Source organism: Hyphomonas sp. (assembly GCF_037969335.1).
Lineage (GTDB): Bacteria > Pseudomonadota > Alphaproteobacteria > Caulobacterales > Hyphomonadaceae > Hyphomonas.
The window spans coordinates 1-16,780 of record NZ_JBBKXE010000081.1; the positions used below are offsets into that span (position 1 = coordinate 1).

17 protein-coding genes are annotated in these 16,780 nt (G+C 57.7%); 10 read left to right on the top strand and 7 right to left on the bottom strand.

From position 1 onward, the window contains the following. The 7 genes from AADA04_RS06440 to AADA04_RS06470 form a co-directional block, all read left to right on the top strand. Nucleotides 1–303, top strand: a 303-nt coding sequence (locus AADA04_RS06440; RefSeq protein ID WP_340692426.1) for a DUF692 family multinuclear iron-containing protein, incomplete at its 5' end; no start/stop codon positions are given. Further along, entirely contained in the window at nt 293–1,108 is an 816-nt protein-coding gene (locus tag AADA04_RS06445; RefSeq protein WP_340692427.1) for a DNA-binding domain-containing protein, read from the top strand. The genes AADA04_RS06440 and AADA04_RS06445, both read left to right, overlap by 11 nt. Next, entirely contained in the window at nt 1,074–1,607 is a 534-nt protein-coding gene (locus AADA04_RS06450; protein ID WP_340692428.1) for a DoxX family protein, read from the top strand. Before AADA04_RS06445 ends, AADA04_RS06450 begins: the two co-directional genes overlap by 35 nt. Beyond that, nucleotides 1,604–3,259: a CRTAC1 family protein gene (locus tag AADA04_RS06455; protein WP_340692429.1), complete on the top strand. Its 1,656-nt coding sequence runs from the start codon at nt 1,604–1,606 to the stop codon at nt 3,257–3,259. Before AADA04_RS06450 ends, AADA04_RS06455 begins: the two co-directional genes overlap by 4 nt. Then, the gene (locus AADA04_RS06460) at nt 3,256–3,927 is read left to right on the top strand and encodes a DUF6796 family protein (protein ID WP_340692430.1); all 672 of its coding nucleotides are present in this window, start codon (nt 3,256–3,258) and stop codon (nt 3,925–3,927) included. Before AADA04_RS06455 ends, AADA04_RS06460 begins: the two co-directional genes overlap by 4 nt. A 185-nt stretch (nt 3,928–4,112) precedes the next feature. Continuing rightward, nucleotides 4,113–4,325: a hypothetical protein gene (locus tag AADA04_RS06465; protein WP_340692431.1), complete on the top strand. Its 213-nt coding sequence runs from the start codon at nt 4,113–4,115 to the stop codon at nt 4,323–4,325. Beyond that, nucleotides 4,322–5,599 carry an alpha/beta hydrolase gene (locus AADA04_RS06470; protein WP_340692432.1) on the top strand — a complete coding sequence of 426 codons (1,278 nt, stop codon included), beginning with the start codon at nt 4,322–4,324 and terminating at the stop codon, nt 5,597–5,599. The genes AADA04_RS06465 and AADA04_RS06470 overlap by 4 nt, the downstream gene beginning before the upstream one ends. 126 nt (nt 5,600–5,725) lie before the next feature. Here the strand turns inward: AADA04_RS06470 and AADA04_RS06475 are convergent, their stop codons facing one another. The 4 genes from AADA04_RS06475 to AADA04_RS06490 all read right to left on the bottom strand — a co-directional run bounded on the left by AADA04_RS06475 (nt 5,726) and on the right by AADA04_RS06490 (nt 11,614). Beyond that, entirely contained in the window at nt 5,726–6,520 is a 795-nt protein-coding gene (locus AADA04_RS06475) for an enoyl-CoA hydratase/isomerase family protein (protein ID WP_340692433.1), read from the bottom strand. A gap of 78 nt (nt 6,521–6,598) precedes the next feature. Beyond that, nucleotides 6,599–8,308: a tannase/feruloyl esterase family alpha/beta hydrolase gene (locus AADA04_RS06480; protein ID WP_340692434.1), complete on the bottom strand. Its 1,710-nt coding sequence runs from the start codon at nt 8,306–8,308 to the stop codon at nt 6,599–6,601. Further along, complete coding sequence (locus tag AADA04_RS06485) at nt 8,308–10,527, bottom strand: TonB-dependent receptor (protein ID WP_340692435.1); 2,220 nt, start codon at nt 10,525–10,527, stop codon at nt 8,308–8,310. Before AADA04_RS06485 ends, AADA04_RS06480 begins: the two co-directional genes overlap by 1 nt. 109 nt (nt 10,528–10,636) lie before the next feature. Further along, nucleotides 10,637–11,614, bottom strand: coding sequence for a helix-turn-helix domain-containing protein (locus tag AADA04_RS06490; protein ID WP_340692436.1), 978 nt, complete (start codon nt 11,612–11,614; stop codon nt 10,637–10,639). Nucleotides 11,615–12,188: 574 nt separating this feature from the next. Between AADA04_RS06490 and AADA04_RS06495 the strand changes: the two genes are divergently transcribed. Further along, complete coding sequence (locus AADA04_RS06495) at nt 12,189–12,974, top strand: enoyl-CoA hydratase/isomerase family protein (protein ID WP_340692437.1); 786 nt, start codon at nt 12,189–12,191, stop codon at nt 12,972–12,974. 19 nt (nt 12,975–12,993) lie between these two features. On the opposite strand, the gene AADA04_RS06500 is transcribed toward AADA04_RS06495, so the two are convergent. Both AADA04_RS06500 and AADA04_RS06505 read right to left on the bottom strand, forming a co-directional pair. After that, a complete protein-coding gene (locus AADA04_RS06500) occupies nt 12,994–13,689 on the bottom strand; it encodes a site-specific integrase (protein ID WP_340692438.1) in 696 nt (231 codons plus the stop codon). A gap of 274 nt (nt 13,690–13,963) precedes the next feature. Next, nucleotides 13,964–14,461 (bottom strand): hypothetical protein, encoded by a 498-nt coding sequence (locus AADA04_RS06505; protein ID WP_340692439.1) that lies wholly within the window; start codon nt 14,459–14,461, stop codon nt 13,964–13,966. Nucleotides 14,462–14,681: 220 nt separating this feature from the next. Between AADA04_RS06505 and AADA04_RS06510 the strand changes: the two genes are divergently transcribed. Both AADA04_RS06510 and AADA04_RS06515 read left to right on the top strand, forming a co-directional pair. After that, nucleotides 14,682–15,146 (top strand): hypothetical protein, encoded by a 465-nt coding sequence (locus AADA04_RS06510; protein WP_340692440.1) that lies wholly within the window; start codon nt 14,682–14,684, stop codon nt 15,144–15,146. A gap of 93 nt (nt 15,147–15,239) precedes the next feature. Then, a complete protein-coding gene (locus AADA04_RS06515) occupies nt 15,240–15,803 on the top strand; it encodes an ECF-type sigma factor (RefSeq protein ID WP_340692441.1) in 564 nt (187 codons plus the stop codon). Between the two features lie 20 nt (nt 15,804–15,823). Here the strand turns inward: AADA04_RS06515 and AADA04_RS06520 are convergent, their stop codons facing one another. After that, nucleotides 15,824–16,474 (bottom strand): DUF4412 domain-containing protein, encoded by a 651-nt coding sequence (locus tag AADA04_RS06520; protein ID WP_340692442.1) that lies wholly within the window; start codon nt 16,472–16,474, stop codon nt 15,824–15,826. Between the last annotated feature and the right edge of the window lie 306 nt (nt 16,475–16,780).

A 16,780-nucleotide genomic window follows, 5' to 3' on the forward strand; every position in this document is an offset into this window, starting at 1 on the left:
GTTGGTGTGGACCCATACGCCTATGTCCGCGCAATACCTGGTGAACTTGTCGGCGAGATTCACGTCGCCGGACACACCGAAGACCCTGCGCTTGGCGCCAAATTTCTCATCGACAGTCATGATGCGCCCGTCAGCGAAGGCGTGTGGCATCTTTTGGCGGTTGCGCTTCAGGCATGGGGGACAAAGCCGGTTCTCGTTGAACGTGATGGCAATATTCCATCGTTTGACGACTTGCTGACAGAATTTGACCGCGCCTCGCGGATACTGGCAGCGTCGCATGAGGCCGTGCACCATGCGGCTTGAACAGCATATCGAAGCCATGTCGGCATTTGCGGCAGGCCGCGCCAGCGCAACGGCGCTGATTCCCATGATGGCAGGCGCGGCGCATCCGGGGCGGCGCGCGCAAGTCTATCGCAATTCCGGTAGCCTCGCCTGCGTTGAAGCCCTCAGATCCAATTATTTGCGTCTTGCGACGGTCATGGGAGACGACTTTTTTGGTGCCCTGGCGCGAGCCTATGCTGATGCAGAACCGCCCACGAGCAGGAGTCTCGTCGGATACGGTGCTTCGCTCGCTCAATTTGTTGCTGGCGCGGAAGCTGAGCACGGGATTCCCTGGCTAGCTGACATCGCCCAGTTAGACCGAGGCTGGCTTGACGCTCATCTCGCGCCTGACGCAGCCCCGCTGATCCCGGGCGCGCTGGCAGAAGTCGATAGCTCGACATTAATGACATGCATTCTGGGAGTTCACCCAAGCGCCCAACTCGTCGACACAGAATGGACTACGGCCTCTCTTTGGATCGACCTCAAGGCTGGAAAGCTACCGAGTCGCCAGATGGCCCTGCCGCACCGATCCGAGCACGTTCTTTTCTGGCGCCCGGGAGGTGAGGTCGGGATGCGCTCACTCAGTCCCGGAGAGCACGCATTCCTCAGTTCGGCAATGTCTCAGTTACCACTCGGGGCCGCATGTGAAGCGGCCATGGCTGCGGAGCCGTCGATTGATCTTTCACATCTCATTGCCGGCGCAGTCTCATCCGGATTTTTCATCACTATCGCTCAACAAGGGGGAGCTAATCATGATACTCATTCAGAGGCTAAAGGCCGGCTATAGCTGGTTAACCAGCAAGGCAAACATGCTGGAACCGTTCGCGCTACTCTTGGCCCGCTTGGCCGTGGCCCGGGTATTTTTCATGTCGGGGCTTACAAAGTGGAATGGCTTCCTGTCATTCAACCCTGACAAATATGATCTCTTCCTGTTTGAGTTCTTCTGTCCGGAAGACAAACGCGCTGGAGCTCTCGTGCTATGCACAGATCAGGCTGCTGGCACATACGCGCCAACGACGCAGTGGATTGTTGAGCGCTTCGCCAATATGGCGGGTGTCATGGAGATCCTCTTGCCCATTCTTATTGTTTTTGGACTGACGTCACGACTGGCTGCAGCCGGGCTGCTGATGATGACCCTGGTCATCGAACGCCTGGTCTTCCCGGATGCCGGTAGCTGGTGGGGTAGTCATGTCTGGTGGGCAACCATCCTGTTTGTAATCGTCGCTCATGGTCCCGGGAAATTCTCCCTTGATCGGCTGTTCAAGCTGGAAGCCTCGAAGTCGTGAAGGTTCAGGTGCCAGGAATGATCAGGTTCATCCGAAAATGGTTCTGGTTTGGGTGCGGGGCATTGGGGGTCGGGACAATCCTACTCTTCATCCTCAGCTCCGGCTGGCTTGGTTTTCGCCTGGTACAGCTTGAATGGAAACCTCAAGGCAATACAGACCTCAGATTCGTGTCTGTTGATCTGCCGTTCGAAAACCAATCAGACATCCGGGAGAAATCGGGCTCCCTGCCCTTCATGGCGGGCGTCGTCATCAATACTGAACGTGACCTTTACGACGAGGTGTTCCTGGGGGGCGGCCGCGATCAACCCGATGCACTCTTCAGCTACAGCTCCCTGCTCGGGAAGTTCGTAAATGACAGCACCGATCATGATCTCGCAAAACCTGAAGGTGATGCAACCATGGGTGGCGTCTCCGTCGACGTGGACAAGGACGGATGGACCGACTTGATCGTGGCCCGCGAAAGCGGCGTCTGGCTGTATCGCAATTCTGGCGGCACACTCGGTGATGGAAAGATCATTTTCAAGCCGGAAGCCGGCACCACCGCACTTTCGGTGGCGCCAGGAGACGTCAATGCCGATGGTCTCGCCGATCTCTACGTGTCAGGCTATATCAGCAATGACCGCGTCGAGGGGCAAACCATATTTACCCGCCCATACGGAGGCTACAGCTACCTGTTGCTCGGAAATTCGGCAGGTAATTTCACTGACGCAACGGACGTGTGGGGCCTACGCCGCCAGCACAACACATTCACCGCCGTCTTCGCTGATTTCGATGATGACGGAGACGCAGACCTGGTCGTTGCACAAGACACAGGGCAGGTTGAAACTTGGAGAAACAATGGTGCGCCACCTTTCGAGCGGCTCGAAAACCCGTCGGTCAATTCCTACCCCATGGGAATTGCGGCAGGAGACTTTACCGGTGACGGCGCACTCGATTTCTATTTTTCGAATGTCGGGAACACGCTGCCATCCGCGCTGCTGCGCGGCGATCTACCGAAATCGACGCCATTCAATTCCGACTACATGCTCTTTGCAGGAGACGGACAAGGCACCTTCACCGACAATGCAGCTGAAATGAACGCAGCACGCATTGGTTTCGGTTGGGGTGTGGTTGCCGCTGATTTCAATCTCGATGGCTGGGAAGACATTGCCATCGCCCAGAATTACGCCAAGTTCGGACAACCCGCGCTCATCCACCGTTATGCAGGAAAGATTCTTCAGAATTCCCAGGGACGCAAATTCGACCCTGTAGAGAAGCGCGCAGGCGCCACCAATCGGCTGTTCGCCATTTCCCCACTGGCCGGCGACTTTAACGGCGACGGCCTGCCCGATCTCGTTTGGGCCAACCTCAAGGGACAAGCCACTGCATTTCTAAACGCAACGCCTGACCGGCATAGTATACGCATTCGGCTCGACGACTCGGTTTCGGCCTATTCGGCCCATATTGAAGCTCTTGTTGATGGTCGAACACTTGTCCGCCAGGTGGTGCCAGCCCAAGGACTGGGTTCCGACAGTTCGGCGGATATCTTCATCGGGCTGGGCGATGCCGTTAATGCCGAGAGCATCACTGTCCGCTTTCCGGATGGGCAGGTACGCTCAGCTGAACAAGTGGCGGCTGGCACCGTCATTGACTGGCGGATCGACGCGTCATGACAAATGCTGGCGCCAATCCTCGTCAAAACCTTGTCTGGTTCGGAATAGCCGGCCTTGTTGGCGCCCTGCTGACCGGGATCGGAGAGGGGCTATTGCAGCTTGTCCCGGGGGGAAATTTCACAGATCCGGACTATGGATATTTTCTGGACATCACTCAGGCAAGACTAATGCTTGGGCATTACCTCAGCGTCTCGGCAGCCCCGCTCTATCTTGCCGGCTACTGGCACCTCACAGGCAATCTCTTGCCGCAAGCCCCCAGATGGCGTTTTGTGGTTTTCGCTTTCTGCGCCTGGGCATTCATTCTCGCAACAGTCTGGATCGGGCAACGCGCCCTGATTGCTGAAACCGTGCAAAGCCTCAGCATGGACGGAGCCAGCAGGGATCTCCTGGTTCGCCAGACGATCCTCCACGAACCCTTGGTGAACGCACTTCGGTTCGTCATGGTGGCATTTTCATTCATCTGGACACTGCGCATCTTCACCGGCAAGTCACGCTACCCGCGCTGGATGGCCTTGTTCAGTCCGGCTCTGTTGCTCGCTCTGATTTTCGGCCTATACGCCGCCGCACCCGAGATCGGCTGGCTGGTATTGCCGACCGCCATGAACACGGCCCACGTGATCCTCTTCACATTGTCCCTCCTCACGACAAGCCAGGTTAAGGGACAATGACATCGCGGTTGCTTCTGGCCGTTTTGGCCATGCTTGGGCTCATTCCAGCAGCGCGATTGACGGGTGAACATTTCTCGACGGGTACAGCTTGTCCATTGATCGGACCTCTACCTGCCTGCTTTCTCGTCTTTGCAGGATATGGTCTCATCTTCTACTCCGTGATGGCAGGGGGATGGAAGCGACACATGGCGTTCCTCGTAGGCTGGCTGCCGGTCACGATGCTTGCACTTCTCGCGACTATTCTCGAGATCGATAGCGGGCACGTCTGTCCGCGTGCATTTGGCTTCCTGCCCCAGTGTTTCCTTTCCCTGTTTCTGTCCATACTCATCGGCGCAGTCTGGATGACCGGAATTTTGCGCCACCGCAAAGTCCTGGATTTCGAGAGGTCAAGAAGATGAAACGCCTTTGCTTGCTAGCCTTCTGTGTGCTGCTGGCCGGTTGCGTCAGCGGCTACCCTGCAGCCGTCTCGCCGACGCCTTGGCAGACGTCTGGTGCAGCGTCGCCGCAATCGACAAACGGCGCACCACAAGGCACCTCGCAGATGCTGTATGTCACAGACCGCAATATACTCGAGACCGAACAGGGCTTTGGCGTCGACCGGTCAACCGCGATGGCTTTTGGCCATGTCCGGATTCACACCACCAATATGGGGAAACGTGAATTTGACGCCTACATGTCAGGACACGCTATCAGCGGCAAGCAACCGCGCTACGTCGCGACGCTGACAGATGGAATCTATCCGTTTCCCGGAACCCCCCTTCCCTTTGCGATCGAGAACGGCGTGCTGAGCCGAGACAGAAACGCCATCGCAGCCTATCAGAGTGCAGGCGCACAATTTCAGGCTGCTCTCACACAGGAACTGGAAGACAACAGCACCGGAAAAGTCATTCTCTATGTTCACGGCTTCAACAATACGTTCGATGACGGTGCCTTCAACCTGTTAGAACTCTGGTCGGCTTCAGGTAGGTCCGGCGTCCCTTTACTGTTCAGCTGGCCGACGGGCGGACATAAAGCGCTAGGCTATTTCAGTGACACGGAAAGCGGCGACTTTTCGGTCTACCACCTGAAAGAAACGCTACGACTTATCGCGGCAACATCTGCCGTCGACGAGGTTGTTGTCGTCACGCACAGCCATGGCGCATCAATTGTCACATCCGCCCTTCGCGAATTACTGATCGAATCCCGCGGCGCCGGACTCTCAATGCGTGACACGTATCGGATCGACACCTTGATCATGGCGGCGCCAGATATCGATTTGGGCGTGATGGAACAACGTCTTGTCGCTGAAGCCTTCGGCATAGGATTTGGCCAGATTAATGTTTATCTCAATCCCGGCGACAACGCCCTTGGCCTTGCGGGCTGGATATTCGGATCGCCGCGATTTGGTGCAGCGCGGCCCGATCAATTATCGCCTGAATCCCGGGCTGTGCTTCAGGGCGTAAAATCCGTTCATTTTATCATGGTCCAGGATGCCAATCAGTTTGATAGGCACAATTATTTCCGGCGTCACCCTGGTGTCCTATCGGATATTGCGATCACCATCCGTACGGGCGCTCGGCCCGCGGACCCGGAGCGGCCACTCAAGCATCTGGATCTCAATTTCTGGGAGATCGACAAATCTTACCAACCAACGCTGCGACATTCCTCCGAGCGCGTTACTGGAGCCCAATAGACAAGACGCCGCTCCATAGATCGCGGTTTGGAGCGTAACGGAGCGAACACTCCCGGACAAACATCGTCTATTTATCATATAATACCAATGTATTAATGGATATCCACGAACACGTACGAATATCGACTATGCGGATTCCGGGTCCGGCCAATTTGGCGCGCGCTTCTCGATGAAGGCGCGCACCCCCTCCTGTGCGTCGTCGGTTATGGCGGTGTTGCAGAAATCCTCGACCGCGACGGCGACACCGCGCCGATAGTCCAGGTCGTTCGCCCGGTGGAAGGCCGCGCGTGCCTGACGCAGTGAATTTGGCGCGCGCGCGGCAAAGCCTGCCGCAATTTCATGGCTGCGCGTGCGTAAATCGCCGGGCTCGACCACTTCGGAGACGAGCCCGATCCTTTCCGCCTCCTCAGCTGCAAAGCTGCGGCCCGTGAACAGAAGGTCGAAGGCCCGGTGGCGCCCGACAATTCGCGGCAGATGGGTGAAGTGGATCGCGGGAAGCAGGCCGAGGTCCAGCTCGGGATAGCCAAAGCTGGCCTTTTCCGATGCGATCAGCATGTCGCAGGAAATCGCCAGGGTCATGCCGCCGCCACGCGCGGCGCCGTTGACCGCAGCAAGGCTCGGCTTGCCCAATCCGTACTGGGCATCCCAAAGGCCGATATAGAGTTTTTCGAGAAACAGGCGAATTTCACTCATCGGTTTGCCGAACAGGATATCCAGGTCCAGCCCGGCACAGAACACTTTGGGCAAGTCGCTGCGCAGGATAACCGCTCGCGCTTTGGTATCACTGCGCGCATAGGCCAGCACATCAAGGATCTCGTTCAACAGATCGAGGCTGAACGCATTTACGGGCGGGCGGTTCAGTGAAATTTCGGCGACCCCGCTATCCACCTCATAGGTCAGGTAGTCATAGCTGCGTGTCATGCGCCCCTCCTCTGTCTCTTCTCCCCGGCAGACGCCTTCCCCCCCAAAGCGCGAGCGGGAGGGCATGCATGCACATCGTCACTCCGGCTGGCCAACGTCTGCAACACAGCGATAACTGTCGGCGCTATCTGGGTCACCGCTCTCATACTTCGTCCACTCCCCGAATTCGCAAAGGGGCCGGGTCCGGCCATGGCCATGATCCGTCACGTCGGTGATCTGGCGTGCCGTCGGGGCCGTGCCGTGTTCGACCCAGTCATCAAGGTCCTGCAGCTGGTCCCAGGCGGGTTGGAAGGCATTTGATGCACCTGCGCCATGGCCAAATCCGGGAATGACATAATAGCGGGCAAAGGCCTTCAGGTCCGGTTCCCCGATCATGCCTTCCAGGCGATGCCAGTATTCATCGGTTGATCGTGGACTGACTATCGGATCAGCCAGCCCTTGGAACAGTATCAGCTTCCCACCCCGGTCACGGAACGCCTGCAGCGAGGTCGGCTGGACATCGAGCCGGTCGACGGTGTCGCCAATTTTGTCGGCCCAGGGACCCGGCGCTTCCGGGTCGATCGCCCAGGGATCGATCGCTTCATCGCGCAATGCAGCATGGCGAATAAACTGGTCGTAGAATTGCGCCGTCATGGGCATGTCGGGTTTTATGGGATGGCCGGGAACGGCATCACCCATCTGTTGCGGCCCCCGCAAATCGGCGCCTTCGAGAACCGGGAAGCCGGGATGGTGTGTTTCTCCGCTTTTCCTCCAGGACAGGTCGATTGGACTGTCGAAGTTCCGGATGGCTGCGAGCTGCGCAGGCGACAGGCAGGCTTTCGAGGAATTATCATCGCGACATGCCAGGTGCTCGATATCCGGACGGCAAGCTGAGGGATGCGCCACGAGGCCGTCGCCTATGCCGTCAAGTTCGTCGCATGAGGCCATGACGAAATCATAGAGAAGCGCCTGCTGGGCAGGCCAGAGGTAGGCGTCCGGATCCGCGAAGCGGCGCCAGACAGCGCCGAAGGCGAGCGTTGTCGTCCCATGATTCCAGAAGGGATAGGCGACCAGCGCGCCGTCGAATGCGCCCGGCCATTGGCTGATGGCCAGCAATGCCTCGCGCCCGCCATTGGAACCACCCGCAATATAGGTCAACCGCGCGGGTCGACCATAATAGGCATCAATGATCGCACCCGCAGCGTCACGCGTCTTTTTCAGCGCGTCGCCGGCATAATTCTGGAAGGCCTCGTCATTGCGGGCAAATGCCCCATCGACAAGCGGCGTGAGCACTTCATCCGTGGTCCCCTCGTGTCCGCTATCACTTCCAAACGTGACATAGCCGCGTTCAAGGGGAGAGGACACCAGACGACCTGGCTGCGAATACAGCGGCTGGTCGACCGGAGGAATGATTCCGTCAAATCCGCCGCCTGCCAGCATCAGGGCTTTTTCATTCCAGGTGAGCGGCAAGGCCATTTCGAACCGTATCGGCGGCGCAGTGCTGTCGACCGGCTCGACTTGGCCGATGACCCGGCAATGGTCTGGCCAGGCAAAATCCCTGCCTGTGTTACCGCTCGAGCCTTCGGGTATGAAGTGCGCAGTGATGATGCGGACGCCGTTGGACGGTAGCGAGAGGGATCGGGATGCAAGCGTGAACGTCTCAAGCTGTACGCAGGCTGCCTCGTTTCCCGGCGCTGCGCTTTGCGGGTCGAGCGCGGAGTTGCAGCCTGCCAGGACAAGTGTTCCAAGCAGGACAGACGCGAGGGCCCGGCGGTTGCGCCGGGCCCCTTCTTGTGTGGTGCCTGCCATCAGAACGCCGCCTTGAGTTCGACACCGACCTGGCGAGGCGTCCCATAAGTGCCGGCAAGACCGCCAAATCCGTCAATTGCGAGCATCGCAGTCCAGTAACCCTTGTCGAAAAGATTATCGGCGAAGAGGCGGACCGTATAGGCACTGTCCGGGCTCTCCCAGATCAGGTTGGCATTGACGATGGCGTAGCCGTCCTGTGACGCCTGCTCGGTGTTGAACTCCCGGAAAAACACTTCAGAGCGATAGCTCAGATCAGCGCGGGCGGTGACGTGGCCTCTCGAGGTCGGCGTGGTGCGATAGGCGATGCCCAGATTGCCCGACACTTCGGGCGCACTCGACAGGTAGCGTCCTTCCAGGTTCTGAACCCCGAGGTCCGGATTGAGCGAGTCGGTATTGCTGAAGTCGCCATAGGTCGCGTCGAGCAGGGACAGGCTGCCATTCAGGATCCAGTGGTCATCCGGTGCCCAGTCAGCTTCAAACTCCACGCCCTTAACCGTTGCGCTGCCGGCATTCGTTACCGATGACGCAAAGCCAACCACCTCGCGTAGCTGGAAATCTTCATAGTCATAATAGAATGCTGCTGCATTGAATCGCACATTCCCTCCAAAGAACAATCCTTTAAGCCCGGCCTCATAGGCCGTGATGGTTTCCGCGTCGAACGTGTCGCCGCAGGAGGAATAGTTGATCCCGCCGGCCTTCCAGCCAGTCGAGTTCATGACATAGACTTGGCTGTCATCCGTCACATCATATTGCGCCCCCAGCCTGTACGTGGTCGATTCATCCTCGACTCTGGTATCGAGATCGTTGCAGATCGATACCGTGGGGCTCCCTTCTGTCATTGACCCAACAAAATGGTCCTGAAAGGCGTGTTGTTCTTCTTCGGAGTACCTGACCCCACCGATCAGGCGGAACCTGTCAGTGACGCCATAGGTGACATCCCCGAAAATTGCGCGCGCATCGGTATCGATGGGCAACGTATTGTACGCCAATGTCGATTGTGGTGGCAGCGGACTGAAACCAAGGGCGAAATCGAAATTGGCGCTCTGACGATAGGTATCGTCATACACGTACACACCGCCGACCCAGTCGAGCGGGCCTGTGTCGCCCGACACATTGAGTTCCTGGGAGAATGTTTCGGAATGCTCGTCCTGGATCGCATCCACGATGGCCAGGTTGGTACCATCCCTGTCCATGACCCAGGCTGCATCGACACGCTGATAGGCCGAGATCGACTTGAGAGACACCGGGCCGAGCAACCAGTCCAGCGTAACGCTCGCTGACTGCATTGAACGATCGCTGGACGTCGGACCGAGCGCAGTCGTTGTATAATAATCCGGCGCGATCACGACCCCTGTCAAATACGGATTCAAGGCGAGGCCCCGGGCATTCGGTTCATCCGTCGGGACATAATAGTCGGTACGTCCATCGGAGCCGTAGGCGCTGAGATTAAGGTCAAGCGAAAGGTTTGGCGTGATATCGGCTGCAAGCCTGAACCGCCCCGACAGCATCTCCTGAGTTCCGAGATCCTCACCGCCAGCCGTGTTTTCGATGAACCCCTCTTCGCGGTCCGAGTAGTTCAAGGCCAGGCGCGTCCGGACGGCATCGCCGATCGGCAGATTGTTCACGACCTCGAGGGTCTTTTCATTGAAGGTGGCATATGAGGCCTTGATATAGCCTTCGGGCGTGTCTGATGGTGCAGCCGAAATGAAATTCACCGCACCCCCATTCGCATTCCTGCCATAGAGCGTGCCTTGGGGGCCCCGCAGGACCTCGACACGTTCAAGGTCTGTCTGGGCGACGACCATCGGGAAATTGCGTGGCTGGTAGACCCCGTCAACATTGATCGCCACGCCGGGGTCGCCAACGCTGCGCCCGACGCCCCTGACCGTCACGAATGTTGCGCCGAGGCTCTGGCCAATCGATACGCTGGGAACAGCGAACTGGAGCGCATCCATGTCGGATATGCCGCGCGAATCGAGCAATTTCTTGTCGAGCGCTGTAATCGACACGGGCACGTCCTGGTCAGATTCAGATTTTCTCTGTGCCGTAACGGTAATTGTTCCCAGACGCCCTTGATGGTCGATCTGATTGTCCGAAGATTTTGATGGCGCACTCGCGGCCTGTCCGAAAGCCGGAAAGGCCAGAATGGACACTGCCGAGCAAAGCAGGCTCGTTCTGAGCTTCTGGCGCGCACCGGTCGTATGGATTGTTATTTTCATTTTTTCCTCCCTGTCTGAGAGGGCAGCGACCCCAGAACGGCGCCCGCGCCAAGGACCGGTCCGGACAGCCTACCGGACATATCCGGCCATCAAGGCGATCGGGGACCGGTCAGATCTCCAGCATTCGGGTGACATTCTCGAGCTGGGATCTCAGCCGGGAGAGGGATTCGCTCTGCTCCTGGCTGTCGATCCGGCGAATCTCGGAAGGCGACCGTCCGGTCTGGTTGAGAATGAAGCGGCGAAAGCTGCGCTCGTCGGCATAGCCCATCATTTCAGCGACATCGCCGATACTGGTCCCGGTTTGGGTCAACAGGGCGACAGCTTGTTCGGCGCGGGCTTTCAGGGCGAGTGACCTGAATCCATCGCCATGGACCTGACGGATGATGCGCCGCTTTTGGCGATTGCTCATATCAGACGAAACATGTTCGTCCTCATAGGCCTCTAGTGTTGCCGGAAACACCAATTCATTTTGCGCTTCGATCGAAGGCGTGGGCGGGCATATTGCAAAAATCAATGAGTCGAGCAGCGGGGTGCGTGTATTGCGAATCGAACCCGGCGTGTCCAGCAAGTCGGCCGCAAACTCGATATAGGTGTCGGTCGAACGGTCGACAGGCACACCTTCGAGCGAATGCGACAGGCGCGTGGTGACATCAGCCAGGGGATGAAGGCCGGCTTTCCGTACGGGCAGGTCATGACCAAGATACCGGCTGGCAATGACGGTCACCAGACTGATCCAGATTGCCTCAAGATTGGCCCTGTTCCTGCCATCGGGCGCCTGAGCCCTGAGCGTCAGGCGCGCGTCAGTCCCTGTCTCTGCCAGATCCAGGGCGAAAACGCCGTAGGCGGAATTGAAGTAGTTTGACGTGGCATTCAGCGCGCTCCCCAGTGTCGGGCAACTGAACATCACGCGCGCGCCAATGGATGCGTATCCTCTTGGCAAAGGATTGAGGCCGAGTGCGTGCGTTTCATCATTCGTATTAACAGCATTGTTAGCAAGCAGCATCATGCCTTCGGCTGGCGACAGACGGGACGTCGCGCCGTCAAGGCCAAGACTGAGCCTTGCCGAAGGTCGCTCAATGGTGGTCATATGTGCAATCTCATTTGTCGACAGCCAGACTAGCTGGCGCATTTGAAATCACAAGCCCCTTCCGATTTCCTTGCGACAAGGGCGAAACTATGTTTCGAGTCCAACGCTCCGGCCCGTTTAGATGATGTGGCGCGGGAACGACAAATCGGCGATTGAAGATCAACAAGATCGTCGTTGTACGAGCAGGGGTGTAGTCAGCGTCGTGCGAACAATCTGATGTGAACCCGCTTCCGCGTTTCGCTGACGAGAAGGTCGAGGCACTGAGGCAGGCCGTCAATTGGTTCAGGGCCTGTCTCGCTGGTTCTCCTAAGGTCACGGTGACCAAGGTTTAAGTGCAAGGATCGTTCTCCGCTGGACCGCACGGCCTGCATACTCGTGCGAATCTGGCGTCCGCAGTGAGCGCAATTGCAGGCGTCGGGATTTTGTCTCTTCTGACGATTTTTCCAAATAATGATCACTCGCCTTTGCAAAGACAGCCGAATAATCCAAGCTGCGAGGCGTGAAGCGACTTACGTCCACTCGTACGCCGATTGTGCGACCGACCGTGTCGATGTTAAAATCAAAGAAGGCTCACATGATGCCCGAACACGCAGAAATCGTTGTTACCTATGAGGCTGATCTCGTTCGCCTGAAACTGAATCGCCCGAAACAACTCAATGCCTTGAACGAGAACATTCGCACGACGATCGCCTCGGTATTGAATGACCTGATAGAGCGCCCGGACATTCGACTTTTGGTCATCTCGGGAGAAGGAAAATCGTTCTGCTCCGGTGCAGACTTGAAAACGACCTCCTACCCAAAAGTGGAAGGAAGCTGGTCGACCCGGCGCAACCGGACATCGACGTGGCAACGCGTTCTTGAGCAACTCGATCGTATTCCGCAGGTGACGATTGCCAGCATGCAAGGTCATGTTGTCGGCGGCGGAGCCTTGCTCGCGACAGCGTGTGACTTCAGAGTGATCAGTCAGGACGTGGTCCTGCGTATTCCGGAACTCGCGCTCGGCATCCCCAACGTCTGGAACGGAACGCCCCTGCTGGCCCGGGAAGTCGGCCTCCCAAGAGCCCGCGACTGGGTGATGACGACCCGCAAAGTGTTTGCCGATGAGTTGATGCAATCGGGATGGGCGCAGCGTCTGGCCGCACCTAACGCGCTTACAGACATCACCACAGAACTGATAGATGAACTGCTCGCGGTGCCTCCGGCGGCTCTGGCAATGACCAGGAGCATGACATCTGCTTTGGGGCGCGCCAACTCTGGCATGCAGCTCGGCTGGGCCGATGCAGACCTGCAGCAATGGGCATTGACCGAAGAAGAATACAAGGAAACCGTGGACCGCTATATCAAAACGCTACGCCCATGAGGCGGATCGCTAATGTCCGCTATTGGCGCGTTATAGCCGAATGCGATTGCGCCTTACTCATACGATGCACGATTTCCATCGTGTTATCCGACAGCGGCACGCGACGCTCAATCACAGTCTTGGTGCGGTTCTCTGGCTGCGTCCAAAGAGCATTCGCCATATCAACTTCGTCCCACGTCGCCTTTCGGACTTCGCCTGATCGCAAGCCTGTAAGGATCGCGATCCGCAGGCAGAGGGCGCTGACGCTTTCCAGCGCCTTAAGACACCGCATGAATGCCGGCACCGCGGCATAGTCCATTGCCCGAAAGTGCTGCGCCTTTGGGCGCTTGTTCGGGAACACCGTTTTGAGATGCCCTCCCCAACGCGCGGGGTTGTCCCCTGCCCGCAATTTTCGGACCGTTGCTGCATCAAGGACGCGCTCAATGCGGCCACGCAAACGTCGAGCCGTCTCTGGCTTTGTCGCCCAGATCGGCGACAGGCATTCCATGACATGATCGGTTGTTATTGCGTCAAGCGGCAGGGTCAAGTTAGGCGCTGCATATGTCTTGAGTTTGTTGCGCCATTGATGGCGATGCTTGAGCTTGCGAAAGCCGCCTTCGATGCTTGCCAGGTAATAGTGCGCGAAAGCCCCCAACGTGGTGAGGCCCTGGTTCGCCACTTGTTGGGCCAGACGGCCCAACTCAGTCCGGGGATCTCGCTTTGACGTCTCGCTCAACCATACGCGTGCCTGGATCGCCTTTTCCCGCGCCGAAGCAAGGCCCACTGCTGGGTAAGCCCCCAAGCCAAACTCGGGACCCTAGTCGCCCCAACGATACACAAAGAGCCACGCGGGGACCGACCTCCGACGCCGTGCTTGTGAGTCGAGATGAAGTTGCCGAACGTTGAAACAGGCTCTTGCGCTTGTTCCGGGACTGACTGCCAGGATTTGTCACGTCAAGTTCGTTCGCCCAGACAAAGCGCTCAAGTAGTCGCCGTGAACGTCTGGGGCGTCAGGACTCATCCTGGAGCGTCAGTATAATGCGTCGATTCCCGCGTGGTTCTTCGATGATCTGGATCGAACTCGCGCCACCAAATCCCCCTCCGGAAATTCCCATCACCTCCATTTCGGGACCTGCACGACCTACTTGAACCTTGATACTCGAATCCAGCCCCCACTGCACAATGGCATCCCGGATATCATCCAGCGGATCCATCGTTCGGGCCTGCAGCTGGTGAGCCGGTGGAACCGACCCAACTTCGGTCTTGCTATATATATGACTGTCGTCAGGCAGCGGAAAATGCTCCGGCAACCAGTCAGGCGCCGGTAAGTCTACACTGCCAAGCAGGCGATCAGCTTCCGCGTTTGGGACCCTTTTCTCTGATGAGAGATCGCTGTGGTTTGATGCGGGATCTTTTACATCTGGCGAAGCGCTTCCGGAACAGGCCGCAGTCATGATGACGCTGCCCAGCAGCACAGCTGTGATCACTTTCGAAGACAAATGCATCATGTGGAATCCTTGTATGGTCAGACGCGCTCAACGCACGGTTCACTATTAGAAACGCAAACGCTGGCCTGTCTCCGCCACGGCGAATACCGAAGATGCGGGAGGCACCGTTTTATCGACGGACACCGGCTCACTTCTGCTGTCCGGCCCAATGGCGGAAATGCCGCGCAAAATGCGTTTTAGCCTATGGGCCCGTCTGCGGCTTGTAGAAGAGGAAATCATCATGAAGAAATCAGCATTCGATCGCCGCTTATGGCTCACGGCCTTGGTAATTGGCGGCCTGAGCAGCTTGCCAGCATGTATGGCTGTTGCTGACGGCGCCCCTCCTGTTGACGTGTCCGCGGAGCAGGAGAGCGTCTCACTACCAGAGGGGTTTCCCGAGACGATCACCTTCCCGGTTGGCAGCAGCATTGTCAGCGCGTCGGGCGGACAGCCACCGGAATACGCCAGCCGGAACTACCAAGTTAACGGGCAAGTCAGCAATACTGTCGACTCAGTCGTCGCCTTCTTCACGGCAATGATCGAGACGAACGGATATGAAATCCTTGAGATCGAAAAAGGTAATGCAACGCTGATCCGGTTCGACACGATCGGACTGGATGATGCCAGCATCATGGTCATGGACATGTACGGAGATGGCACCGCAACGTTCTCGGTGTCCCTGATCATGGACGCGGAGCCGCAATAGCCATTCTGAACTTGTGATTGCATTGCTTATGCTTCTTGCATATCCGTAGAATTGCGCCGGCCTTGTCTGGGGTAATTCTACGGGGATCGGTGTTTGACGACCACGCCAGATAGTAACGCTCCAAAAGAGCCCACCGGCCAAGCGCTCGGCCTGTCCGAAGAGTTGCTAGCGGAGACGTATGACGTTCTTCGGCGCATCGCTTCCCGTCAACTCGGGCGACAACGCCCCAGTGCAACCCTGAATACAACAATGATTGTCCATGAGGCATGGTTCAAGCTGTCCAATGACAACAGCCGGCGCTTTGTCGACCAGAACCATTACCTGGCGACCGCTTCACGTGCCATGCGTCAGGTGCTCGTTGATCATGCCCGGCGCAAACTCGCTGAGAAGCGTGGCTCTGGCGCCGAGCACGTCAACATCGACGATTACCAGATACCGGCGAAAACGACCGAAACCCAGATTCTCGACATAGATGACGCCCTCGCCGCACTTGCCAAAAACGCGCCGGATCTCGAACGTATTGTGGAGTGCCGGTTCTTTGCCGGCCTCACGGTCGAGGAAACCGCGCACGCACTCGGTCGATCCGTCAGGACAGTCGAGCGAGATTGGGCCCGGGCGCGCGCGTACCTCGCCGATTTCCTCGATTCCTCATCCTGATTTCCGGCGTTCCCGGCAATCTACCACTTGAATATCTTCCGGACCGCCTTTGCGGCTTCGTTTCGCACTTTCCCGCGCACCTGGCGGTCAGCTTCATTTTTTGCTGAGTCGGTGGCATCACCGGCCACGTCCCCAGCATAGGTTCCTGCCGCGCCCAACACGCCTGGCATGCCGCCTGCCCCCATGGACATAACCTGGTATCCGGCCGGTACTTCAAAAAGCGCGTCTGGCTGAAAGGAGCGTTGAAGACCGGTGAGGTCGTAGCTGATATTCTCGGCGGCCTGACCCGGCTCAACCTGCATCATCCGCATGCGTACCGTGATATTTTCCGGGGTTGTCCAAACATCGCCGCTTGTCGTCCCGCCGCCAGACACACTCGACCGAAGGAAGTGATGATCGGTCATCACGCCATTCACCGTTTCTTTTCCAATATAGCGCTTTTCGAGTATCGCGGTTTGCTCGTCCAGGCCATCGAGAGGTGATTTTGCTTGTTCGGCTCCAAAGGGGATTTCCATGGCAAAGCCCTGGTCCGGCGATATGGACCACATGGTCTGGAGATCATCGCGCCAGATCTGAACCAAGGTCTGGCCTTCCATGACCATTTCAGTGCGGTTCTTACCGGGCTTGGAGTAGACCGTCTGGCTCAGGCTTGCTTCGTTGGTGACGATCACGCGCTGCCCCTGATATGAGACTGTGGGCGGTCCAAAGACGGCGATCTCCTGGGCGTCGGCCGGTCCAGGTGCCGCCACAAAGAGACATAAAGATATTGCAGACATCGCTATTGCGGATCGAACCATGGTGTAATTCCCTTCAAGTTTGTTGTGCGTCCTATTGAGTAAAACGCATCTTCGTGCCGTGATCCGCCACATGTTCTTGCGTGGCGGACTTTCCGGAGTCGTTGCGTAAAGGATGTGGGAGCGGGGATGCACGCAGGCCACGCTGGCACATAGACGACTTGATATCCGACGCCGTGAGCG

What these genes read in the sequence shown, in the direction of transcription:
- AADA04_RS06445 (WP_340692427.1), top strand. Translation starts at nt 293, where the DNA reads ATGCGGCTTGAACAGCATATCGAAGCCATGTCGGCATTTGCGGCAGGC.
- AADA04_RS06450 (WP_340692428.1), top strand. Translation starts at nt 1,074, where the DNA reads ATGATACTCATTCAGAGGCTAAAGGCCGGCTATAGCTGGTTAACCAGC.
- AADA04_RS06460 (WP_340692430.1), top strand. Translation starts at nt 3,256, where the DNA reads ATGACAAATGCTGGCGCCAATCCTCGTCAAAACCTTGTCTGGTTCGGA.
- AADA04_RS06465 (WP_340692431.1), top strand. Translation starts at nt 4,113, where the DNA reads ATGGCGTTCCTCGTAGGCTGGCTGCCGGTCACGATGCTTGCACTTCTC.
- AADA04_RS06470 (WP_340692432.1), top strand. Translation starts at nt 4,322, where the DNA reads ATGAAACGCCTTTGCTTGCTAGCCTTCTGTGTGCTGCTGGCCGGTTGC.
- AADA04_RS06475 (WP_340692433.1), bottom strand. Translation starts at nt 6,520, where the DNA reads ATGACACGCAGCTATGACTACCTGACCTATGAGGTGGATAGCGGGGTC.
- AADA04_RS06480 (WP_340692434.1), bottom strand. Translation starts at nt 8,308, where the DNA reads ATGGCAGGCACCACACAAGAAGGGGCCCGGCGCAACCGCCGGGCCCTC.
- AADA04_RS06485 (WP_340692435.1), bottom strand. Translation starts at nt 10,527, where the DNA reads ATGAAAATAACAATCCATACGACCGGTGCGCGCCAGAAGCTCAGAACG.
- AADA04_RS06490 (WP_340692436.1), bottom strand. Translation starts at nt 11,614, where the DNA reads ATGACCACCATTGAGCGACCTTCGGCAAGGCTCAGTCTTGGCCTTGAC.
- AADA04_RS06495 (WP_340692437.1), top strand. Translation starts at nt 12,189, where the DNA reads ATGATGCCCGAACACGCAGAAATCGTTGTTACCTATGAGGCTGATCTC.
- AADA04_RS06505 (WP_340692439.1), bottom strand. Translation starts at nt 14,461, where the DNA reads ATGATGCATTTGTCTTCGAAAGTGATCACAGCTGTGCTGCTGGGCAGC.
- AADA04_RS06510 (WP_340692440.1), top strand. Translation starts at nt 14,682, where the DNA reads ATGAAGAAATCAGCATTCGATCGCCGCTTATGGCTCACGGCCTTGGTA.